Genomic DNA, 23,435 nt, shown 5'->3' on the forward strand with positions numbered 1-23,435 from the left:
GCGTGTTTCTACTTTAGCGTGAATATTTTCTTATATAGAAGGTGGTTTGGGTATATAAATAACACGGTATCAAGCACCATGCATTTTTATAAATTTTGCTAATAAAGAGTCTTCGCTTTCAACTTTATCCGGGTCAGGTTTTACGCAATCAATGGGGCAAACACTAACGCAGGTGGGTTTGTCATAATGGCCTATACATTCAGTGCATTTATCTGGGTCAATTTCATAAATGTGTTCACCTAAGGTAATTGCTTCATTAGGGCATTCTGGATCACACATATCACAATTAATACAGCTGTCTTCAATTAACAATGCCATAAATCTTGACCCTATTTGTCTGCTTGATTTTGGGCAAAGGGGTGTCTAGTAGTGCCGCCGTCAGTTAAATAACGCATAATAATGCCAAAGGCTAAATTTAACTCTGTCTCTAATGCAATAGAAACTTTATGGCCAGAGCCTTTGGCATCAGTAATTTCTTCACCGGTTTTACTATTGATCATTTGAGTTAAGGTGAAACAAATATTACCTTCGGGGGTCATTAATTCGAGTTCATCTCCCACTAAAAATTTATTTTTAACATCAATTTCAATTAAACCTGATGATTCATTTCTGCCTAGTACTTCACCCACAAATTGTTGCGTATCACTTTTTGAGTAGCCGTAGTCATAATTTTGTGTATCAGAAGGGCGGTGACGTTTTAAAAATCCTTCTGTATAACCTCGGTGTGCTAGATGTTCTAGATCCGTATTCAAATTTGGATTAAATGCTTTATCGGCCATGGCATCATTAATCGCTTGGTTATAGACTTGGGCCGTACGTGCGCAGTAGTAAAAAGATTTGGTTCTTCCTTCAATTTTTAGAGAATGGACCCCCATTTTAACTAAACGCTCTACATGTTCTACAGCACGTAAATCTTTTGAATTCATAATATAAGTGCCATGTTCATCTTCAAAAGCAGGCATATATTCACCAGGACGCCCTTGCTCTTGTAATAAAATCACATCATCAATTGGCTGATTCTTAATTAAAGAGTCGTTAGGTGTGACAATAGCGGTGTCAGGCGTATAAATTTCAGGCAAAGAGCTTCCGGATCAACTGCAATAATATCGCCTGTTTCAGTCTCTTTGGCTTCATGAGTATCGTACTTCCAACGACATGAATTAGTGCAAGTACCTTGGTTTGGATCGCGTTTGTTAATATAACCAGAAAGTAAGCATCGTCCTGAATATGCCATGCATAATGCACCATGAACAAAAACTTCAAGTTCCATGTCTGGACAATGGAGGCGAATATCTTCAATTTCATCGAGGGAAAGCTCTCGAGATAATATGACTCGCTCAACTCCTTGCTGATGCCAAAATTTCACGGTTGCCCAGTTTACCGCATTAGCTTGCACTGATAAGTGAATAGATATCTCAGGGTAATTTTCTCGCACCATCATGATTAATCCAGGATCAGACATGATTAAAGCATCAGGTTGCATAGCAATCACAGGGGCGATGTCTTTTAAAAAAGTTTTTAATTTACCATTGTGCGGAGCAATATTATTGACCAAATAGAATTTTTTACCTAAAGCATGCGCTTCATCTATCCCTATTTTAATGTTCTCTAACGAAAACTCATTGTTACGAACCCTTAGTGAGTAACGTGGTTGTCCAACATAAACAGCGTCAGCGCCATATGCAAAAGCGTAACGCATATTTTTTAGACTACCGGCGGGTGAAAGTAATTCAGGTTTTAACATAAAATCATCTATTGAGTTGCGAGTAAACAAAGTGGGATTCAAGAACGCATTATAAGAAAAAGTGTTAATAGGGGCAATCTATAACCTTGATCAAGGTCTATAAATCAGCACATTGCTTAACAAATAATAATGGCTTGCTAGCGTTTCTGCATACAAAGTTAAAAAGTATTGTAAAAGCTCGCTGTTGTTTGTGATAAATGTGCTATTTTAAGGTTAATGCAGTGACAAAGGAGAATGATATGGCTGTTGAAAATGCGTTATATGTAATTTTAATGGAAAAACTAAAGCAGGGTGCCCTAGTTTTACCTACTTTGCCTGAAGTGGCGTTAAAAGTGAGAGAAGCTGCGGACGACCCCGAGGTAAATTTGGCTGATTTAGGTCATATTATTGGGCATGATCCGGCTTTATCATTAGGAATGATTAAAGTTGCCAATAGTGCTTTACTTGGGAGAAGGATTAAAGTTGAAAGTGTTAATCAGGCTGTAACACGCATAGGTTTACGTCAAATAAAAAATATTGTAACGGCGATGGTGCTCAAGCAAATTTTTGTTTCAAAAAATGAAATTGTTTCTTTGTATATGAAAAAGTCATGGATGAAAACAATCAATATTGCTTCAGTCGCCGTTAGTTTAATGAGTATTTATCGCGAAAATAATAAGCGTTCACCATTGAGCATAGAAACAATCACTCTCGCGTCATTAGTTTACAATATTGGCGTATTGCCTATTTTAACAGAAGCAGAACAACACCCTGATGTTTTTGCAAACCCGACATTTATTCAAAAAGCTATTGTCAAATTATCAAGTAAAATCAGTGCAGAAATAACACGTGAGTGGGGGTTTTCTGATGAACTTGTATTTTTGGCGGTAATTGGAGCGATTTAACGGTGTTGCCAAAGGAGATTCATTATCTCGACTTTATTCGTGCAGGTGCTGTTAAACATAATTTATTTAAAAATCAAGCAACCCAAGATGCATTATTGAACTGTTATGTGAAAAAAGGCGTGCTGCCTGATATCGATTTTATGAATTCAGCAGATTTTGAAGCACGATGTGCGGATGTTAAATCAATTTTTGTTTAGACAAATACAAAACCTTGCCATTTTGTAATCTGACCTTGTAGGAGCTTGACGGTATAAGTCTTGGTTTTATTATTGGTTTAAATCAACATAAAACGGTAAGATTTACAGCCAATTGTTATTTTATTCAATATGTTAAATTTTATGCGCTGTTTTTTTTCTTTCACTTTTATTTTTACCTTGCTTTTCAGTACGGTTTTATATGCTCAACCCCGCCCGAAAATAGGGTTAGTACTCAGCGGGGGAGGAGCAAAAGGCGCGGCACATATTGGTGTTCTAAAAATCATTGAAGCTAACAAAATTCCTATTGATTATGTGGTTGGTACGAGTATTGGTGCCTATGTAGGTGGTTTGTATGCACTCGGCTATAGTGTTGATGACATTGAAAAGATCATGCTAAACATTCCTTGGGATGATAGTTACTCGGATTTAATTCCTAGAAATTTATTGTCATTTGAACATAAAGAATTAAGAGATTTATATAATATTCCAATTCGCCTAGGTATTACCGATGGGCAATTAAAATCACCCAGTGGTTTATTATTGGGGCAGTCAGCGGCAAACCTCCTAAAACTGTCAACTGATGTTGTGCCTACATTTGACCATTTTGATCATTTAGCTATTCCTTATCGAGCTATTGCTACAGATTTAGCAACGGCAAAAATGGTGGTTCTTGATAAAGGGAGCATTACAAAAGCAATGCATGCTTCTGCTGCAGTACCAGGGGCTGTAAATCCGGTTATGATTGATGGCAAATTACTTGTTGACGGCGGAATTGTTAATAATTTGCCTATTGATGTTGTTAAAGCGATGGGAGCAGAAATTGTGATAGCAGTCGATATTGGTGCGCCATTACTGTCAACGGACAATATCAAAAGCGCCTTTGATGTAATTGAGCAGTTATCAACAATATTAACGAATAACACGACGCTTGCGCAAAAAAGATATATTTCCACAAAGGATATTTTAATTCGCCCAAATATTGATGAATTAAGCACAACGGATTTTTCAATGATGGAGAAATCCCTGGAATTAGGAAAACAAGCGGCTTTACTTGCAGAACAAGAATTAAAAAAACTCCGAGTTACAGAGATAGAATATGCGCGCTTTCAACAACAAAAAATGCAAAAAAGTCTCACGTGGTTTAGGCCATTCATTCAACCGATTATATCAATTGAATATCAAAATAACTCATCTGTAAGTACCTCAGTAATAAAAGAAAAACTTGGTATTAATGTAGGAGATATCGTTAGTAAAGAGCAACTACAGTTAGCGCTTAACCGCGTTTATGCTATTGATGAATTTGAGCATGTTGATGCTGAGTTTGTTAACTTACCCCAAGGGCGAGAATTAGTGCTAATCACCAGGGCAAAATCGTGGGGTCCAAATTACCTACGACTTGGTTTTAATCTTGAAAGTGATTTTGCCAATGGCTCCATTGTTGATTTAGATTTCGCGTATATTCAAAATGAAATGACTCATTATGGCGGAATGTGGACTAATAAAATTAAACTAGGTTGGGAGTCTATGCTAGCTAGTGAGTTTTATTTACCCTTAGAAGAAACGCAACATTACTTTGTTAGATCAAGGCTACAATATGCTCATGATAAATGGGCGTCATCTAAGGAAAGATCTGAGATTATTAATAAGTATTTTTTAGCTAAAGCAGGTGTTGGCTTTAATTACCAAAATGATGGGGCCGTAGAATTAGGCTTTATTGGTGAAAAAGGAAAAATTGCCTTTGAAGACGGAACAAGCACCTCACTGGACCATGACTCCCTTGGTGGATATTTTTCTTTTAATTTTGATAACTTAAACAGTATGAATTTTCCAACAGAAGGTAATAGAATTTCACTCAACCTAGCGTGGCGTAATGATAACTATCAAGAATCCAATGGTCTTGCTCCCAAAGATACGTCACTTGAAATTAGGTTTGATTGGCGTGGTGCCTTTCATATTAAAAATCACACCTTTGTTGGTATTGCTTCATTTGCCACCGTGGATAATGATACAGATTTTACTGTGCATGTTACCGAACTCGGTGGTTTTTTGAATCTTTCGGGGTATCAAAAGGACGCCTTGATTGGGGCACATAAAGGCTTTCTTGCCTTAGTTTATCAGTATAATTTAGGGCGTGAATTGTTTGGCAAAACCAGTTTGCCCTTGTATTTAGGATTAAGCTTAGAAGAAGGGAATGTGTGGGATATTAATGAAACGGTTAGTTTAGATGGTCTTGTTCATTCAGGCAGTTTTTATTTAGGTACTGATACTGATTTTGGGCCGGCTGTTTTTGGTATTGGTTTCGCTTCTGAAGGGGAGAGCACTGTTTTTTTATCTTTCGGTAAAAGCTTTTAAGCTTTCCAACAAGCTGTTATTTTTTTAGAATCGACTTTACGCTAGTTTTTATCTCGATTTACGGTTACGTAGATTATTTTTCGATGGTGCGCCAATGATGGAATGTAAGAATGTTGTTAAGTAAAAATGAATGTGGTCAAGTACATCAAAAAAAACTATTGCAAGGCATATCTGTGCTAGAAGTCGCGCATAATAATGCGAAAGCTAAAATTAGCTTGTATGGTGGACAGGTACTTAGTTGGCAGCCTACAGGTGAAAAAGACGTTTTTTGGCTCTCCAAAACGTCTGATTTTGAACAAGGCAAAGCGATTCGTGGAGGTATACCTTTATGTTGGCCTTGGTTTGGATCGCATCCTAATGATGTTGAAAATAAAATGGGTAATCATGGTTTTGCCCGAACGCAACAATGGCAAGTAGACAATATTGAAATTAGCGAAGAAGGTATTGAAATTTGTTTATATTGGCAGGGCGTAAATATGAGTGATTTATGGCCTTTTTCAAGCGAATTAAAACAAGTGATTTTTATTGGACAATCATTTAAACAAGTACTTCAAATGACAAATTTAAGTGACCAAGATGCGTACTATACAGGCGCTTTACATAGTTATTTTTCGGTGAGTTCACCTACCACTATCAAAATGACAGCATTAGATCAGGCACCATTTTATGATAAGTTAACAGACCAATTACATGAGCCACAATCACTCGAAAGTTTTTCAGGCCCAGTAGATCGTATTTATGATACAAATCAAATTGTTAAAATTATAGACGCTCAATGGCAACGAACAATTGAGTTAAATGCGAGCAACACAAACCAGTGGGTTTTTTGGAATCCGGGGACAGAATTAGCCAATGCTATGGCGGATGTTCATACTCACGGCGAAGAGGAGTTTGTTTGTTTGGAGGCGGCTAATACTCAAATGCAACGACTAGCTTGGACAGACTGCCACCATGGAACAAGTCATCTCAATTGGTCATGAATAGACTAAATGCTAATTAATACGTAAATTTTTGTTTAAGATCGCTTGAGTAAAAGGAATTTTTAAGTAAAAACCACGTGGTAAAGTCAGAAAGGGTTTGCCATTTTTATCAAAAGCTTGGGTTTTTGCTTGCGCATTAGCTGCCTTCGGTCTAAGTTGTAATACTTGTCCATGTTTGCCGTGAATCTTTTCAACTTCACCTAACACTATCATATCAGTCAACTCTTGCCAGTCTAGCGCTAAGAGTTGTTCTTCTTCTACTGAAGGCGACCAAAGAAACGCACTACCAATGCGCCGTTCAGCTAAGGGAATATTTTTTTTATCGGGTGTATCACAAATAATGGGAACCCATAAAACGGTTGACAGTTTTTGTTTAAGCCAACAATTTTGCCAGTTAATACCTACCAATCCCGTTAAAGGGGCTACGCAAACAAAAGTGGTTTCAAGTGGTTTACCTTGGCTATTAATTGGTAATGTTTTTAATTCAATACCTAAAGATGGAAAGTCAGGCTCAGGTCGAGAACTAGCGCCGGCACCAAGCACATGTTCAAGGAGTAAACCTATCCACCCTTTATTCCGTTTTAGATCCAAAGGAATTTCTATATTAGCGTCGCATGCGACTTCGCCTAGCGTTAATCCGGCTAGATTTTGCACTCTTTCAAGTAATTCTTGCTCACAAGTGGGGATATTCATTTTGTTATTATCACCAACGACAATCTAACTAAAGGCATATTATCGAGTGAATTACTGAAAAAATCAAAGTAATCATTTGCTCAGTTGGCGTTATTGTGGTTGAATCTATACAATGATTTTTAGTTTTTCAGGAGTTCCTGTGATCGATGCCGAAGGCTACCGAGCCAACGTCGGCATAGTAATAATTAATGGCAGGGGACAAGTATTTTGGGCAAGACGGTTTGGGCAACATTCATGGCAATACCCTCAAGGTGGTGTTGATGGAGAAGAAACAGCAGAGCAAACCATGTATCGAGAGTTACATGAAGAAGTTGGTTTAAAACCAGAGCATGTGAAAATTGTTGCGTCAACCAAGCATTGGCTAAAATACAAATTACCAAAACGTTATATTAGACACGACAGTAAACCTGTTTGTATTGGACAAAAACAAAAGTGGTTTTTATTAAAATTAACCGCCCCTGAGTCATCCGTTGATTTACTAAACAGCTCTCATCCTGAATTTGATGATTGGCGTTGGGTAAGTTATTGGTATCCAGTTCGACAAGTTGTGTCATTTAAGCGCGATGTTTATCGAAAGGTTATGAAAGAGTTCGCTTCACAGGCATTAGCTTTCTCATACGAAAAACGCCCCGACAGGCGACCTACCCGGCGTAAACGTTCAGCTTAATTATTACTATGAGTTAGACCTTTAAAGCCTGCTTAACGTGGGCTTTTTTATCCATTTTATTAAATCTATAGGACATTATGTTAACCACGCTACGCAGAATAGTGCTTGAATTCAGTCAAGAAACGCAATTGCAAATAGCATTAGAGCGTATGGTTAATCAAATTAAAAAAGCATTAAAGACTGATTGCTGCTCTGTGTATTTGGCCGATTATTCGCAACAGCATTTTCTACTCATGGCTTCTGACGGCTTAGCCCAACAGTCTTTTGGACAAACAACAATAGGCTTTTCTGAGGGGCTAATTGGCTTGGTTGGTCAGCGAGAAGAACCCATCAATATTGCTAATGCACGTGAGCATCAACATTTTGTACATGCGCCGGAAGTTGAAGAAGATGATTTTAATGCTTTTTTGGGAACCCCTATTATCCATCAACGAAAAGTGTTGGGTATTCTTTCTATCCAACAAAAGCATGCGAGAAACTTTACTGAAAATGAAGAAGCATTTTTAGTCACACTTGCTGCACAGTTAGCCAACGCTTTAGCGAATGCAGAAATAAAAAATTTATTTAATCAAGAAGATAAAAATAAAAGCGTAAAACATTTACTAGGCATTGCGGGAGCACCAGGAATTGCATTAAGCCAAATTGTTGTATACCAACCTAAAGTTGAACTCTCAACACTGGCACTAAAAAAAGTTAGTGTAGCTCAGCAAAACAAACAAAGTAAACGTTTTGAAAGAGCCGTGAGTAAAACGCCGGCAGAATTTGAACAATTAAGCCAAAAACTCAGTGAATTTATTACCGATGACAATTTGGCCATTTTTGATGTCTATAAGCAGTTATTATCGCAGGCGGATATTCGTCAGGAAGTTGAAAAAATAGGACTGGGTTGGCAAGCAGAAAGTGCATTAAAACTTGTTATTGAACACTATGTGCTTCAATTTGAGGCCATTGATGATAGTTATCTCAAAGAACGTGCTAGCGATATTCGCGATTTAGGTAATCGACTATTACTTAACCTTCAGCAAAAATCGCAGAAACTGAAATTACCCAAAGCATTTATTTTACTTGCCGACGAAGTGAGTGCATCAATGCCGGCTGAGCATCAGCATAAAGGGTTAAAAGCGATAGTGTCATTGTCTGGATCGGCTAACTCACATGCCGCTATTTTAGCTCACGCATTAGAAGTTCCTGCTATCATGGGACTTGCTAGAATTCCTATTGCACAATTTGATCGTCAACAAGCCATTGTTGACGGCTATAGTGGTGAATTATTTATTAACCCTGATGATGCGTTAAAACGTGAATATCAGTATTTAGTTGCTCAGGAAAGCGAATTAATTAGTAAAATTCAGCAAGAAGTGCATTTACCTACCATAACTCAAGATGGTAAAGAAATAGAATTACAACTGAATGCCGGCTTATCTACAGGTTTTGAGTGTCCTGATAATTTGGATGCTTTAGGAATAGGTTTGTACCGTACCGAAATTCCTTTTATGGATCGTCACTGCTTTCCGTCAGAACAAGAACAAACCAAACTGTATGAAAAAATATTAGCGGAGTTTTCACCCAAAGCGGTAACCATGCGCACATTAGATGTAGGGGGGGATAAGTCTTTACCTTATTTTCCCATTACTGAAGATAATCCTTTTTTAGGTTGGCGCGGTATTCGAATCACCTTGGATCATCCTGAAATATTCTTAGTGCAGGTTAGAGCTATGATCAGAGCGAATCAATACCATAATAATTTAGAAATAATGTTACCTATGGTGTCCAATGTTAATGAAGTAGATGAAGCTATCCGCTTAATAAATCAAGCTTACTTTGAAGTAAGTAATGAGGAACACAGTGAAGTAAATGATGAGTTAAGTTTAGTTCAACTACCTCGTCCTAAAATAGGTATTATGCTAGAAGTGCCTTCAGTCATATTTCAACTAGAAGAGTTAGCGCAACGAGTCGATTTCTTTTCGGTGGGGAGTAATGACCTGACGCAATATTTGTTAGCTGTTGATCGTAATAATGCACAAGTTGCTAGTTTGCATGACGCGTATCACCCGACCGTACTTAGAGCATTAAATACTATTGCTAAACAGTCAGTGAAATTCAAAGTGCCATTAAGTTTATGTGGTGAATTGGCAGGTGAACCCGCAGGGGCAATATTATTATTAGCAATGGGTTTTGATAAACTCAGTATGAATGGGCATAATATAGCGCGAATAAAATGGGTTATTCGACACGTAGATTTTACAAGGGCAAAAATTATTTTGTCTCATACCTTAAAACTTACCACGGCTAAACAAGTGCATAGTTATTTGAACGAGCAACTTGAACAATTAGATTTAGGTGGGTTTATTCGTCTTTGGAATGTAATGTTTTTAATTTTTATTAGTTGCATATTACTTGGAGCATTCACTGGTTTTTTAGTCGGATTGCTTGGTATAGGCGGTGGTTTGGTTGTTGTACCCGCTTTAGTGTATTTATTACCTCAGTTAGGTATTAGTCACGAAGTTATCATGCCAATGGCACTAGCTACGTCACTTGCGGCTATTGTTATGACCTCATCAAGTGCTACCATTGCTCACCATAAAAATAAAAATATTCCTTGGGAAATAACCAAACCGTTAATGTTTATTGTTGCAGTAGGTGCCTTAGTTGGCGCTTTTATTGCTGATCAACTTTCAGCACAAGCATTGAAAAATTTGTTCGCGGGCGCTGTTATTATACTTGCTACTTATTTATTGGTCTCTATTCGGGCAAATCGAGCTAGCCAGATGCCTGGAAAAATCACGTTACAATTTATTAGTTTTCTTACAGGGACCATTGCGAGTTTAATGGGGATGGTGGAGGGGCTATTTTAGTGCCAGTATTAACTTATTTTGGCATGCCTCTTAGACATTGTATTGGTATAGCAACAGTGTGTGGCGTGATGGTGGCATTGTTTGGCTCCTTAGGCTATATCCTTACGGGTCTTGATAATCACTTATTACCAGAGTGGAGTTTAGGGTATGTTTATTTACCTGCTTTATCAGGTATAGTACTAACATCTTCATTATTTGCACCAATTGGTGTTAAATTTGCGATAAATTTACCCGTACAAACATTAAAAAAATGTTTTGCCATATTTCTTATTTTGGTGGCAATAAAAATGGTGTTAACTTAATTTTTCTCACGCGAATGTAAACATAGTCGCGAAACTTTAGATGGATAAAAAATGACAGAACAGTTTTTACAATTTCCCGTAATTGATCCTATTATTTTTAGTATAGGACCTGTTGCACTTTCGGTACGGCATGATGTATTTAGTGGGTTTTATTGGGGCAATGTTTATTGCCAATAAAGCAGCAGATAAAAGCCAGGGGCTCTGGACTCGTGAGCAAGTCAGTGATTTATTGTTTTATGGGTTTTTAGGGGTGGTTTTAGGGGGACGCATTGGTTACGTACTGTTTTATCAATGGGAATATTTTCTATCTGATCCACTTTACCTATTCCAAATTTGGCAAGGAGGTATGTCATTCCATGGTGGTTTATTAGGTGTGACGGCAGCTGTGTATATTTTTGCTCGAAAAACCCAAAAATCATTTTTATCGGTAGGTGATTTTGTTGTGCCTCTTGTACCCATTGGATTAGGCATGGGGCGATTAGGTAATTTTATCAATGCGGAGTTGTGGGGCAGGCAAACAGATGTTCCATGGGCGATGGTATTTCCCACTGATTCACTGCAACTACCTCGACACCCATCACAATTATATGAGTTCTTCTTAGAAGGTGTAGTACTGTTTATTATTATGTATTTTGTTACCCGTAAACCAAGAAATCTTGGCTTGGCTTCGGGGATCTTTTTAATTGGTTACGGTGTATTTAGATCTATTGTTGAGTTTTATAGAGAGCCTGATGCGCATTTAGGATTATATTTTTCCTTTATTTCAAAAGGGCAAATATTAAGTATTCCGATGATTTTAGGCGGCATGCTAATTATTTACCTCGGTTATTTAATTCAAGAAAAATCTGCGATAGCAAACACAAAAACGGCTAATGGTAAAACTATGGATAAAAAAGGAAAAGTATAATGCGGGCTTATTTAGATTTATGTCAACGCATTGTTGAACAAGGCTCTTGGGTTGAGAATAGCCGTACAGGTAAACGCTGCTTAACCGTGATCAATGCTGATTTAGAGTATAATGTTGCGGCGAATGAATTCCCCATGATCACCACGCGCAAGAGTTTTTTTAAATCGGCGATAGCTGAGTTTATTGGCTATATTCGTGGATATGATAATGCAGCGGACTTTCGCAAACTTGGTACAAAAACATGGGATGCGAATGCAAACCTAAACGATGTTTGGCTCAATAATATTTTCCGCAAAGGTGAGGATGATATGGGGCGAGTATATGGCGTGCAAGGTAGAAATTGGGCTAAACCTGATGGGGGTAGTCTTGACCAATTGCAAAAAATAGTGGACAACTTAAGCCAAGGGATAGATGACCGTGCGGAAATTTTGACTTTTTACAACCCCGGTGAATTTCACATGGGCTGTTTAAGACCTTGTATGCATACTCATAATTTTTCAATTTTGGATGGCACGCTTTATTTAACTAGTTATCAGCGCTCTTGTGATGTTCCACTGGGTTTGAATTTCAATCAAGTGCAGGTGTTTTTCTTTTTAGCCATTATGGCGCAAATCACGGGTCTTAAACCCGGAGTCGCCTATCATAAAATTGTGAATGCGCATATTTATGAGGATCAATTAGCGCTGATGAAAGACGTACAACTAAAACGTGAACCGTTACCTTTACCTAAGTTAATTATCAATCCTGATATTAAATCGCTTAAAGATCTTGAAACCTGGGTAACCATGGATGATTTTTCAGTAGAAGGATATCAATGCCACGACGCGATTCAATATCCGTTTGCGGTTTAACATGTGTTTGAGTGTGGTGTTGTAGGCATTACGCTCTTTCTAGCGCACTCAATTTTCTAAATCAATCACTTAAGTTGATTTTAAATCGAAATAATTTTCTGTCTTTTTGATACATTACAGGATTTAACAATCATATTTCGGCATTTCGTTTGGAATATAGGATGAATCCTGATTATTATGGAGATTGAGCACAACTAAAGAGGTATTTAGATCTGTTAACCCATGTTAAATCAATACGTTTGATCTAGAAAAAATCAAAAAACAAGTACAAAAAAACAACAAAAAAAAAGCATTTTTCAAATTTACTGTTACACTCAGTATTAAAGAGTTATTTTACTGAAAACGGATGTAAGTATGTCAAATAAGAAAAATAATGATAAAACCCAACCAGATTCTGCGCATTCCTCCCATGAAATAAGTGAACTCGACCGGCTCCGACAGATAGTTTTTGGCGATGCTCAACAACAATTAATTAAACAGTTAGCGACATTACGCAGTGATATGGAACAAGCGCTAAATGCGCAGGATAAAAAGTTTTCACTTCGTTTAGATAAAATGCAAGAAGATATAACTCATCAATTGGATGAGTTGGATAAACGAATACATTTTGTTGATAAAATGCATGAAGATATTGAATCGACTATTCAAAAAGAACATGCAAGTTTGGCATCAGAGCATGAAATGTTTGCTGCTGCTACGCAACAAGATTTTAAAAGTATTGAACAGACTCTTGATAATGAAAGCACATCATTATCGAGTACTTTCAATGAGCAACTGGAACAATTGAAAAATCACCTTGAAGAGGTTTCAAAAGAACTAAGTTCATCTAAAACGGATCGTAAAACCCTTGCTAAATTATTAGCGACAATGGCAACGAACTTGGAAGATGACCAGTTATAATGCAAAAGTCTGCATCAAGCGAACAAGTTAACTCTCAACAGCAACTCGATCAACTCAGAGGCTTGATACTTGGTAAAAACAACCAAGTGGTGACTGATGGTATCAAAAAAGAAGCCCGAGATATTGTCGGTGATGTTCTCACAGAGGCTTTACATGACAGACAACAGAAAGATGGATCGGTAAATAAGGTTTTGTTACCGCTAATCGAAGATTCTGTTGAGCATTCGGTGATGCACCATAGTGATAAATTAGTTAATTCGCTTTACCCATTAATGGGAAGCTTAGTTAGAAAATCCGTAACTTCTTTTTTAACTGATTTTATGGAAAAAACAAATCAGCTAATCGATAGTAGCTTTACCCTTAAAGGATTGAAATGGCGGATAAAAGCTTGGCAAGCAGGGGTCAGCTTTTCTCAATATGTTGCTTCACAAACTTTTTCTTATCGAGTCGAACATGTTTTGCTTATTCACCGAGAAACTGGATTATTACTCAACTCTGTCAATTTAAGTAAAGCAAGTAAAGGTGATGCTGATTTAATCTCATCCATGTTGACTGCTATTAATGATTTTGTCGGTGATTCTTTTTTGGATAGTGACAATGGTCCTAAAGAACAATTACAAACAGTTACAACAGATAACTTTAACTTATTAATAAAACCGGGTCCTTATGCTTCAATTGCTGCCGCTGTTATGGGAAATCCGCCGCAAGCCATCAGTAATCAATTGCAGATAACGTTAGAAGATATTCATCGCCTTTATAATCGTGAATTGAATCAATTTGATGGCAATAATCAAAGTTTTGTTAATTGTGAAGCATTATTACTCGATTGCTTACTTTCCGAACAAAAAAAGCCAGAATCAACAACTCAAAAAAACCGTGGCTAGCCTGGATATTAGTTTTGATGATTGTAGCCATCTTCTGTTCTAAAGCTTTTCAGTGGTGGGAAAATGATAAGCTAACCGATCAGTTGATGTTGTTTGATCGCCAACCTGGCGTTGTCGTTAACAGTATTGAAGTATCTGGTGATAAAAAGGTTAAGCTTGATATATTACGTGATCCTCATGCCGTGAAGTTAGCAGATTGGCTAGAAAACAATAAGTTAACAATTGGGCAACTTATTTTAACTGAACGCCATTATCATTCGTTATCATCTGAAATTTTATTTGTTCGTGCAAAGCAACTATTATCTCAATACCCAGAGTTGAAAATGGTATGGGAGAATGAAATTCTAAAGATTTCAGGTATTTTAGACTCTCTACAACTAGAAAAATTAAAGCAAGGCCTTGCTATTCCGGTTTCTCGGAAGGAAAAAATCTAGTCATCGATAATCTAAAATTACCCTCAATGAATGGAATCGCAACGAATAAAACCATTACTCAACAAGTGTTTAATGACCTTGTAGCAAGAATATCTACAATACAACTTGATTTCCCTGTTAAAAGTGATGAAATAACACCAACAATGCATATGACTTTGCAGCAAGTGTCTCTTTATTTACAACAATTAACCCAACTGGCAGAACAGCTTGAATTAAATATTGGTTTATTAGTGATTGGCTCTAGTGATAATACAGGCAATAGAATAAATAATACCCGTTTGAGCCTTCAACGGGCCAAAAACACTGGCAAAGTTCTAAACGAATTAGGGTTTAATGAACAGAATATGTTTATTACGGGATTAGGGCAAATAGAGATAATAAAGGTCAAAAATCAAGCAAGAAAAGTGATGTTTAATGTGTTATCGGTGAAAAAGAATAATTAATGAAAACAAATCTTTTTCATTAATTATTGAAGGTTATAATGTTTTTTGTCTATAAATAACTATAATGAAAAAAGGGTTCAAAGGATAAGCCGTATATAAAATGGCGTTTGAAATTAAATAGTCCATAGATTGGAGATGGCTTTTGTATCAACATAAAATTTGTCTGCTAGGTGCTTCTAGCGTTGGAAAAACAAGTTTAGTTAAACAATTTGTTGAAGGTATTTTTAATGAAAAATATCTTACAACGATTGGGGTTAAAATTGATAAAAAAGTGGTTTCAATTGATGATGTAAAAGTTCAATTTTTACTATGGGATATTGAAGGTAACGACCGCTATAATGTTTTCCAAGAGCGCTATTTACGTGGTGCTTCTGCCTTTATTCTTGTGGTGGACCAAACTCGAATATCGTCGCTGATGCAAGGTTTAAATATTCATGCCCTTGCTAGAAAATCATCTAACTGTCCTGCAATATTAGCAATAAATAAACAAGATCTTCAGCCAGAATGGCGTTGGGAAGATAAAGGGTTAGAAGACTATAAAGACCTTTTTGATCTACAATTTTATACGAGTGCGAAAACAGGAGAGAACGTAGAAAATATGTTTTCTACGTTAGCGCGATTGCTGCTAAAGGATTAAGTCGCATGGCCACTTCATTCAATAATGATCCAAGTCAGGTACTCAGTAATGTACTAAATGCCATGGAACAAGTTGTACTTGAGGTTGTTGATGAGGATACGGGAACGGTTCGACTAATTGAAGGCGAAAATCAGTGGGTTCGAGAGTTATTTCCTCATTCCAAGGATAATTCTGTTTTCAGAATCGATGAAAGTACGCCTTTTTTACAAGATTTTCTTATTGATGGCCGGCTCATATGGCGAGGCAATAAAAATGCCAGAATACGGTCTGGTTTTTGGACCGAAGTTGTTTCAAAGGATAAAGCCTTACATTTAGAAGCGATTGCTATCAGGCATGCCTCGTACAATCTACTGATTATCAGTAATCAAGCAGAAGAATTTACTTTTCGTCAAAACACCTTGCAATCGGCTCGAGAGCTTTTACAACATAATGATCGCTTAGTTGAGCAAAATGAATATTTACACGAACGATTGCTTGCCATATTAAAAAAACCAACCAAACAAAATAATATTCTTACTGCATTAACTAAAGCGATTGAAAACGCCGGTTTTGCTGTGTTAATTACTGACAGTGATTTAGTTACTATTATTGCCAATACAGCAGCCCTCAAGTTATTTGAACAAGATAGCATCCAAGACAACCTTTCGGGTGAGGATATTAATAAAAAACAATCGAAGCCAATGAATGTAATCCTACATTTATTAGAAAATCAATTACCAGAATATGAACGAATAATATCAACTAAATCATGTTGGGATGGAGAGCTTTGTTGGATGTCGCCACCATCAACCTTAAAGTGGCTTAAAGTAGCATTGTACCCGGTTGTAGATGAGTTTAACCAAGTGAAAAATTGGATTGTATTTGCCAATGATATCAGTAATCTAAAATATTTAGTGCAGAGAAATGAACAACTTGCTCTGCAAGACATGTTAACTGAGTTACCTAATCGTATTGCCTTTTGGCAAACCCTTGAAAAACAGATTGCTACAAATACACCTTTTTACTTACTTTATGTTGATATCAATGAATTTAGGCGTCATAACGAGTTTTATGGACATGATGAGGGCGATAAGCTCCTTGTGGAACTCAGTGGGCGTATAAAGCGTACGATTAAAGAATCAGATTTTATTGCCAGAGTGGGAGGAGATGAATTTGCGATTATTTTGACGCAGATTGATAATCAGCAATGGTGTGAAGACATAGTTAAAAGAATTATTGATTGTACGAAAAAAAGTTTTGAAACACGTAAGTCGGGTAGTTTTAATATCACTATCAGTATTGGTGCTGCAAACTTTCCTCGAGACGCGCAAAGTGTTGAAGAATTAATGAAGTTTGTTGATTTGAGTGCTTACAATGGAAAAAAAGTGAAAGCTAACTCATTACAGTTTTATTCACAATCACTAAAAGATGCATCACATAAGTTAATTGAGATTGAAAATGACTTAAGAGAAGCCATTAATAATGATGAGTTTGAACTGTTTTTACAGCCCATTATTGATCTGGAACGGAATCAAATAGTGAAAGCTGAGGCGTTAATTCGGCCGGAATCATCCCGAAAAAGGTATTATCTACCCTGACGTTTTTATTCCTGTTGCTGAAAAAAGCGGCTTAATTATTACAATTGGCAAGTGGGTAATTAATACGGCTTGCCAAATAGCAGAAAAAATTAACAAACTGGGATATCAAGTTAAAATATCAATGAACCTTTCCCCTTCCCAAGTATTTGATGAGAATCTTTTTTCTCATTTGCATGCTTGTGTTAAGCATTATAAAGTTGATCCTGGCTTACTAGAGTTAGAGATAACGGAAGGTGTATTGATAGATGATTATGCTATTACTGAAAAATTGCTTAATAAAGTAAGAGCTATCGGTATGAGTGTTGCTATTGATGATTTTGGAACGGGTTACAGTTCCTTGTCTTACTTAAAGCAATTGCCACTAGATTTTTTGAAAATAGATCGGTCGTTTGTCAGAGATATAGTGAGTGATGACAATGATCAAGCGATTGTGAGAGCGGTAATAGCGATGGCACATAATTTGAATTTAGGTGTGATTGCAGAAGGTGTGGAAACCCAAGAACAATTGGATTTTCTCTCAGATAATTTGTGTAATTCAGTACAAGGGTATTTATTTAGCAAGCCCATTCCATTTGATGCCTTTATTGAGTTACTTGAAACTAAGAGGTCTAAAAATAGCATATAGTACAAAGTAAGACTTTAAATTAAGCAATAAACCTTTAGCTGAAACTAAAGGTTTTTTTTATTTTTTTTATCCCCATATTGTCATATAGCCTTATCAACTTGATATGAACATTTAACATAGCGTGCAGCGCTCAGGAGTAAAGCTTGGAATTTTTATACGAATATGGTTTGTTTTTAGCCAAAACTGTTACGTTTGTCATTGCCGTTATTGCTATTGTAGCAGTAGCCACAGCATCAGCGATTAAAAATAAACATAAAAAAGGTGAATTAGACATCACTGATTTGTCTGAACAATTTGAAGAAGTAGAACAAGAAATTGTTCATGCATTGTTGAATAAAGAAGAATTAAAGCACAAAGAAAAAAATGATAAAAAACTTGCAAAAGAGCAAGCTAAAGCAGACAAAGCAGCGGCTAAAAAAAGAGGCACGTCAGGCTCTGAGGATATGACCGAAACTCAATCTAAAGTTTTCGTTCTTGATTTTAAAGGCAGCATTGACGCCAAGGAAGTCAGTTCCCTTCGCGAAGAAATTTCAGCTATATTATCTGTTGCAACAAAAAATGATGAGGTATTTGTTCGTTTAGAAAGTGGCGGAGGAATGGTACACGGTTATGGTTTAGCCTCATCACAACTTGACCGAATTCGTCAACATGAAATACCTTTAACGGTTGCCGTTGATAAAGTTGCGGCGTCAGGCGGCTACATGATGGCTTGTGTTGCCAATAATATTATTGCAGCCCCTTTTGCGATTCTTGGCTCTATTGGTGTCATTGCACAATTGCCGAACTTTAATAAGTTATTAAAGAAAAATGATATAGATTTTGAACAGTTTACTGCCGGTGAATTTAAACGTACTGTAACTATGTTTGGTGAAAATACAGAGAAAGGCAAAGAAAAATTCATTGAAGAACTTGAAGAAACCCATGTTTTATTCAAAGATTTTGTTAATGAACACAGACCCGGACTTAGACTTAGAAAAAGTGGCAACGGGTGAGCATTGGTTTGGCACTAAAGCCCTAGAACTTGGGCTGATTGATTCAATACAAACCAGTGACGAGTATTTACAAAAGCGCAGCAAAAGCCATAAAGTTGTAGCCATTAAGTATGAGGTGAAAAAAGGTTTAGCAGAGAAGTTAGGAAAAGCAGCATCACTTTCTGTCGATAGTGTATTGGGCAAACTAATGCAAAAAAATCGTATCTTTCCAAGCTAACGTTGACTAGTAATTCGCGTTGTAAAGGCTCTTTGTAAATTAAATACAAGTGTTAGTCTAAACCAAGGCTGTAGGTAGTACACTTACAGCCTTTTTATTTGTTATTAATCTTTCAAATGATGAAAGTCTATTTCTTCTATCTTATTGCCTGCCTCGGCATCGAGATACATATCATTGTCAAATTGCCCTTCAGATTTTGCTACGATAATACCAACCATGCTATCCCCAGTTACATTAACTGCTGTACGGGTCATATCAAGCAATCTATCAACACCAATAATTAAGGCTATTCCTTCAACGGGTAAGCCCACTTGTTGTAATACCATAGCTAGCATAATCAAACCAACACCGGGTACACCTGCCGTACCAATAGACGCCAGGGTTGCTGTTAAAACGACCGTGACATAATCAGCTAGGGTTAAATCTTGGCTAAACACTTGGGCAATAAATACGGTAGCAACACCTTGCATTATAGCGGTACCATCCATGTTGATAGTGGCTCCTAATGGTACCGTAAATGAGGCGATTGAATTTTTAACACCCATTTTTCTTGTCGCTGTTTCTAGTGTAACAGGGATGGTTGCGTTTGAACTCGCTGTTGAAAAGGCAAATATAGCGGCATCTCGCATTTTTTTTAAGAAAATAAAGGGGTTTAATCCAGTCAGCAGCTTAAGTATTAATGGATAAGTAATCAGGGCATGACCAATTAATACAAAGAAGACGACTAAAAAGTAAATGATCAAATTACCGAAAGTTTCTATAGATACGGTAGTAAATAATGTTGCTAATAAGGCAAATACGCCATAGGGTGCAATATTCATTAAAATGGCAACTAATCGCATGATTACTTCACTTAAATCTTCAAAAAGTGCAGCGACCCGTTCACCTGACTTTGCCCGATAGAGCAATTGCAATACCAAATAAAAGTGCAAAAACAATTATCTGTAACATTTTCCCTTGAGCAAAAGCATCAAAAGGATTAGTAGGAAACATTTGGATAATCACTTGTGCTAATGAAGGCGCTTCTCTTGAGCTGAAACTGGTGCTTGCCGTCATCCCAACGCCTTCACCAGGGCCAACAAGTATGGCAACGAAGATAGCAAAACTAATTGCGATGGCTGTTGTAATCAAATATAAACCAATAGCTTTGCCGCCTATACGACCTAATTTAGTGGTATCTTGCAGCGAACATACGCCGCAAACAAGCGAAACAAATACCAAAGGCACAACTAACATACGTAAGCTTGCCATAAAAACTTGGCCTATTATTTCGAGTACACCATTAACAAGAAAACCCTGAAGTGATAGATCAAAAAAGAATAAACTAAAGACTAAATCACGGCCATTTGGCATTAGCCACTGTAAGAAAGAACCAAGAACTATTCCCGCAATCATGCCGATGACAATGCGAGTTGTTAAACTGTTTTTATGAGAAGAAGTCATAGTGTTTATATGCGTTATTATTTTGTTAGACTTGCTAGGTTAGCAACAAATCAAAAGATTAAAAACATTTTTACACATTTAACCAAGGGATAAATTTATTTTTTAGTTAACTTGCCGGATGATTACGCTTTTTTTACTTTTATTGAGGATTAAGTTGTACTTTTTTGTTATTTATCAGTTAATATGTTTAAAGTTGGATATTTAGTTTAATCATAAGACAATAGGGATACCTTTATGGAGTTACTTCGACGATTTAGTTTTACTCTGTTATTAATGACGCTAACCACGTTAACAGCATGTGGAGGCGGTGACGCAGGCCTTTCGACAGATAGTGGAGGCTCTGACTCGAGTACAGTTGTTATTGCATTAGCACTTTCTAATTCTAATGTGACTGGACAAGAGCCTGTGACAGTATTAGCAAAAGTGACGAGTAAAGGTACTCCTGTTGCCAATACAGTGGTTACTTTTTCAACCGATCTTGGTGCTTTATCTCCTACTTCTGGTTCCGCGCTAACTAATGACGAAGGTATTGCCGAAATAACGCTTACCGCAGGTAATGTGCGAGTCCGGTACCATATTTGCTTCTGTTTCTTCCGGTGAGGAAGGCTCAATAGCCTTCAGCACACAAGGTGATGACATCCTTGTTGGTGACGTCTATATTACTGTTGATTTGGTTGATAGTGATGGGAATTCAACGGGCACCATTACTTCATCTAAGCCGGGTAAAGTGATTGCTACGGTTAATGGTAGTAATAAACCTATGATTGTTACATTTACAACTGATGTCGGTATTATTCCTATAGCGACTGCTATTACAAATGATAGTAACGAAGCTAGTGTTGATATATTAGCCGGTGGTAGCTTAGGTGCAGGAACCGTTACCGCTTCAATTGAAAGTGGCGAATCAGGAGAAGCATTATTAGTTGTTGGTTCATCGACTGTTGTAATGGGGAGTGGAAGTCCTTTTATTGAAGGGAAAGCAGAAATTAGTTTAGCGCAGATTTCGGCCGGTGGTACAACCGTGGTATCGGTCAGTATTATTGATGATCAAGGTGCATTGTTTACTGAGCCTGTTGATGTAAATTTCTCGTCTAGTTGTTCTAGTTTAAATACACCAACAGCTGAATTAAGTTCACCAATTACCACATCTAATGGCACAGCAACCAGTACCTACCTGGCAAAAGGATGTGTTGGAAATGATCCTATTAATGCTACCGCTAATGCGGGTGGTATTAACTTATCAGCAACAACGTCTGTGAATGTTTTGCCTGCTAATATTGGTAGTATTGAGTTTATTTCAGCCTCGCCAGAAAATATTTCTATATTGGGTACGGGTAGTTTAGGCGGTTCAGAAAGTTCAACCGTTAAGTTTAGAGTATTAGATACCAACTCAAACCCTGTAAATAATCAATTAGTTAACTTTTCTTTAAATACGGATGTTGGTGGTATTAAACTTATTCCTGACAGCGCTACAACAAATAATTTAGGTATTGTGCAAACGGTGATTAATTCAGGGACTGTTGCAACGAGTGTGAGAGTACAAGCAACCATAGATGGTAGCGACCCTGCTATTTCATCACAATCAAGTGTGTTAGTGGTGTCTACGGGTATTCCTGATCAAGATAGTTTTAGTTTATCTGCAGATATATTAAACCCAGAAGGTCGGAGTCGTGATGGTACAACGGTAGAGGTAACAGCTCGTTTAGCTGATGCATATAACAATCCTGTACCAGATGGCACTGCAGTCAGTTTTACAACGGAAGGTGGCTCTATCGAGCCGTCGTGTGTAACTGCTAATGGTGCTTGTAGTGTAACTTGGACAAGCCAATATCCTCGTCCAGAAGGGCATGTATTAGGTGATGTGAACAACCCAAATCATGTGCCTGAAGAGCAAAATACGATGGGACAAAGATACGGTGGCAGGGCAACCATTATTGCAACGGCAATTGGTGAAGAATCATTTCCTGATTTAAACGGAAATGGTCGTTTTGATGCTAGCGAAGTAACCGCTTTTAAAGGGAATGATGTCAGTGGTCGCCCTTATGACTTAAAAGAAGCGTTTGCTGATTATAACGAAGATGGTTTTTATAACCCCGGCGAAACTAATGCATCAGAACAAATTGGTGGCGAGTTAGAAGAGTTTTTAGACTTTAATAATGACGGTGTTTTTACAACTAACGATGGGAAATATAATGGTGTGCTTTGTTCTATTCCTGCGCATGCAGGTTGTTCTGATAACAAATCACTTAATGTAAGAGCTCAATTAACCTTAGTGATGTCAGGGAGTACAGCAAATTTGGAACTTATTGCAACAGAGGATGCTGTTGAATTAATGGTTGATGATCCAAATTTTGTTGATGACCCCGATGATCCAAATGATCAGGCTGCTAGTGTACCTAATTCCAAATTTAATCCATCGGATGAAATCTTATATATTACTGGTGAAAATACGGGGTTTGTTACCTTAACTATTGCGGATTTACATAATCAGCCTATGCCGGCGGGATCCAAAATTACTTTCACTCCCTCGGTAGGTGGTGGGGCAACACCTAGTAGTTTTGACTGGCCTAATGATAATCATAATGGTGGGTTAACCTTTGTTGTTGGCATTAAAGGCGCGAAAGAAGCGACTTCAGGCGTATTTTATGTAAGTGTTGAAACGTTAGACGGTGCGATTATAACCCCTTTTTCTCCTGTTAGAATTATCATAGAATAATTGTTATAAAACTGAAAATGCCGTTAACTTTACCGTTTACTTAATAAAGCAAACAGTAAAGTTACCGGCATTTTTGATTGTGTTTAACAACTTCAATCATGGTACATAGATGACGTATTGGGAGGAAACCATCAC

At 37.2% G+C, this 23,435-nt stretch carries 15 protein-coding genes and 7 pseudogenes; 18 read left to right on the forward strand and 4 right to left on the reverse strand.

Features of this window, described 5'->3' with window-relative positions; all coding sequences use genetic code 11:
- Nucleotides 1-69: 69 nt before the first annotated feature.
- Both L3081_RS07995 and trhP read right to left on the reverse strand, forming a co-directional pair.
- A complete protein-coding gene (locus tag L3081_RS07995) occupies nt 70-318 on the reverse strand; it encodes a YfhL family 4Fe-4S dicluster ferredoxin (protein WP_242284747.1) in 249 nt (82 codons plus the stop codon).
- 11 nt (nt 319-329) lie between these two features.
- Nucleotides 330-1,744, reverse strand: a pseudogene (trhP, locus tag L3081_RS08000) (prephenate-dependent tRNA uridine(34) hydroxylase TrhP).
- 239 nt (nt 1,745-1,983) lie between these two features.
- Between trhP and L3081_RS08005 the strand changes: the two are divergent.
- The 3 genes and pseudogenes from L3081_RS08005 to L3081_RS08015 all read left to right on the forward strand — a co-directional run bounded on the left by L3081_RS08005 (nt 1,984) and on the right by L3081_RS08015 (nt 6,157).
- Nucleotides 1,984-2,825 (forward strand): annotated as a pseudogene (locus L3081_RS08005) (HDOD domain-containing protein).
- Between the two features lie 141 nt (nt 2,826-2,966).
- On the forward strand, nt 2,967-5,177 hold the full coding sequence (locus L3081_RS08010) for a patatin-like phospholipase family protein (protein ID WP_242284749.1): 2,211 nt from the start codon (nt 2,967-2,969) through the stop codon (nt 5,175-5,177).
- A gap of 110 nt (nt 5,178-5,287) precedes the next feature.
- A complete protein-coding gene (locus tag L3081_RS08015; protein ID WP_242284751.1) occupies nt 5,288-6,157 on the forward strand; it encodes a D-hexose-6-phosphate mutarotase in 870 nt (289 codons plus the stop codon).
- A 12-nt stretch (nt 6,158-6,169) separates the two neighbouring features.
- Here the strand turns inward: L3081_RS08015 and mutH are convergent, their stop codons facing one another.
- Entirely contained in the window at nt 6,170-6,850 is a 681-nt protein-coding gene (gene mutH, locus L3081_RS08020) for a DNA mismatch repair endonuclease MutH (protein WP_242284752.1), read from the reverse strand.
- 139 nt (nt 6,851-6,989) lie between these two features.
- Between mutH and rppH the strand changes: the two genes are divergently transcribed.
- The 13 genes and pseudogenes from rppH (at nt 6,990) to sohB (ending at nt 19,141) form a co-directional block, all read left to right on the forward strand.
- Complete coding sequence (gene rppH / locus L3081_RS08025; protein ID WP_242284754.1) at nt 6,990-7,517, forward strand: RNA pyrophosphohydrolase; 528 nt, start codon at nt 6,990-6,992, stop codon at nt 7,515-7,517.
- Nucleotides 7,518-7,594: 77 nt separating this feature from the next.
- Nucleotides 7,595-9,871, forward strand: a pseudogene (ptsP, locus tag L3081_RS08030) (phosphoenolpyruvate--protein phosphotransferase); the annotation flags it as partial.
- A gap of 96 nt (nt 9,872-9,967) precedes the next feature.
- A pseudogene (locus L3081_RS08035) lies at nt 9,968-10,674 on the forward strand (sulfite exporter TauE/SafE family protein); the annotation flags it as partial.
- Nucleotides 10,675-10,725: 51 nt separating this feature from the next.
- Nucleotides 10,726-11,581, forward strand: a pseudogene (gene lgt, locus L3081_RS08040) (prolipoprotein diacylglyceryl transferase).
- Nucleotides 11,581-12,432: a thymidylate synthase gene (locus L3081_RS08045; protein ID WP_242284756.1), complete on the forward strand. Its 852-nt coding sequence runs from the start codon at nt 11,581-11,583 to the stop codon at nt 12,430-12,432. Before lgt ends, L3081_RS08045 begins: the two are co-directional and overlap by 1 nt.
- A gap of 354 nt (nt 12,433-12,786) precedes the next feature.
- Nucleotides 12,787-13,332, forward strand: a complete 546-nt coding sequence (locus L3081_RS08050; RefSeq protein WP_242284757.1) for a hypothetical protein — start codon at nt 12,787-12,789, stop codon at nt 13,330-13,332.
- Nucleotides 13,332-14,216, forward strand: a complete 885-nt coding sequence (locus L3081_RS08055; protein WP_242284759.1) for a hypothetical protein — start codon at nt 13,332-13,334, stop codon at nt 14,214-14,216. Before L3081_RS08050 ends, L3081_RS08055 begins: the two co-directional genes overlap by 1 nt.
- A 17-nt stretch (nt 14,217-14,233) precedes the next feature.
- The gene (locus L3081_RS08060) at nt 14,234-14,650 is read left to right on the forward strand and encodes a hypothetical protein (RefSeq protein WP_242284761.1); all 417 of its coding nucleotides are present in this window, start codon (nt 14,234-14,236) and stop codon (nt 14,648-14,650) included.
- Between the two features lie 26 nt (nt 14,651-14,676).
- Nucleotides 14,677-15,093, forward strand: coding sequence for an OmpA family protein (locus tag L3081_RS08065; protein WP_242284763.1), 417 nt, complete (start codon nt 14,677-14,679; stop codon nt 15,091-15,093).
- Between the two features lie 142 nt (nt 15,094-15,235).
- Nucleotides 15,236-15,730 carry a Rab family GTPase gene (locus L3081_RS08070; RefSeq protein WP_242284765.1) on the forward strand — a complete coding sequence of 165 codons (495 nt, stop codon included), beginning with the start codon at nt 15,236-15,238 and terminating at the stop codon, nt 15,728-15,730.
- 5 nt (nt 15,731-15,735) lie between these two features.
- A complete protein-coding gene (locus L3081_RS08075) occupies nt 15,736-17,307 on the forward strand; it encodes a sensor domain-containing diguanylate cyclase (RefSeq protein ID WP_242284775.1) in 1,572 nt (523 codons plus the stop codon).
- A gap of 7 nt (nt 17,308-17,314) precedes the next feature.
- Nucleotides 17,315-17,932: an EAL domain-containing protein gene (locus L3081_RS08080; protein ID WP_242285666.1), complete on the forward strand. Its 618-nt coding sequence runs from the start codon at nt 17,315-17,317 to the stop codon at nt 17,930-17,932.
- 143 nt (nt 17,933-18,075) lie between these two features.
- Nucleotides 18,076-19,141: pseudogene (sohB, locus tag L3081_RS08085) on the forward strand (protease SohB).
- Nucleotides 19,142-19,245: 104 nt separating this feature from the next.
- Here the strand turns inward: sohB and L3081_RS08090 are convergent.
- Nucleotides 19,246-20,584 (reverse strand): annotated as a pseudogene (locus L3081_RS08090) (dicarboxylate/amino acid:cation symporter).
- A gap of 234 nt (nt 20,585-20,818) precedes the next feature.
- On the opposite strand from L3081_RS08090, the gene L3081_RS08095 reads away from it, so the two are divergent.
- Together L3081_RS08095 and L3081_RS08100 are read left to right on the forward strand one after the other, a co-directional pair.
- A complete protein-coding gene (locus tag L3081_RS08095; protein WP_242284777.1) occupies nt 20,819-21,184 on the forward strand; it encodes an Ig-like domain-containing protein in 366 nt (121 codons plus the stop codon).
- Entirely contained in the window at nt 21,141-23,300 is a 2,160-nt protein-coding gene (locus tag L3081_RS08100; protein WP_242284778.1) for an Ig-like domain-containing protein, read from the forward strand. Before L3081_RS08095 ends, L3081_RS08100 begins: the two co-directional genes overlap by 44 nt.
- Nucleotides 23,301-23,435: the final 135 nt, after the last annotated feature.

Source organism: Colwellia maritima, from assembly GCF_022669015.1.
Taxonomy (GTDB): domain Bacteria; phylum Pseudomonadota; class Gammaproteobacteria; order Enterobacterales; family Alteromonadaceae; genus Colwellia; species Colwellia maritima.

Bases quoted from the DNA above. Each gene is read 5' to 3' on its own strand.
- L3081_RS07995 (WP_242284747.1), bottom strand. From the start codon at position 318: ATGGCATTGTTAATTGAAGACAGCTGTATTAATTGTGATATGTGTGAT.
- L3081_RS08010 (WP_242284749.1), top strand. From the start codon at position 2,967: ATGCGCTGTTTTTTTTCTTTCACTTTTATTTTTACCTTGCTTTTCAGT.
- L3081_RS08015 (WP_242284751.1), top strand. From the start codon at position 5,288: ATGTTGTTAAGTAAAAATGAATGTGGTCAAGTACATCAAAAAAAACTA.
- mutH (WP_242284752.1), bottom strand. From the start codon at position 6,850: ATGAATATCCCCACTTGTGAGCAAGAATTACTTGAAAGAGTGCAAAAT.
- L3081_RS08045 (WP_242284756.1), top strand. From the start codon at position 11,581: ATGCGGGCTTATTTAGATTTATGTCAACGCATTGTTGAACAAGGCTCT.
- L3081_RS08050 (WP_242284757.1), top strand. From the start codon at position 12,787: ATGTCAAATAAGAAAAATAATGATAAAACCCAACCAGATTCTGCGCAT.
- L3081_RS08055 (WP_242284759.1), top strand. From the start codon at position 13,332: ATGCAAAAGTCTGCATCAAGCGAACAAGTTAACTCTCAACAGCAACTC.
- L3081_RS08060 (WP_242284761.1), top strand. From the start codon at position 14,234: ATGATTGTAGCCATCTTCTGTTCTAAAGCTTTTCAGTGGTGGGAAAAT.
- L3081_RS08065 (WP_242284763.1), top strand. From the start codon at position 14,677: ATGAATGGAATCGCAACGAATAAAACCATTACTCAACAAGTGTTTAAT.
- L3081_RS08075 (WP_242284775.1), top strand. From the start codon at position 15,736: ATGGCCACTTCATTCAATAATGATCCAAGTCAGGTACTCAGTAATGTA.
- L3081_RS08095 (WP_242284777.1), top strand. From the start codon at position 20,819: ATGGAGTTACTTCGACGATTTAGTTTTACTCTGTTATTAATGACGCTA.
- L3081_RS08100 (WP_242284778.1), top strand. From the start codon at position 21,141: ATGTGCGAGTCCGGTACCATATTTGCTTCTGTTTCTTCCGGTGAGGAA.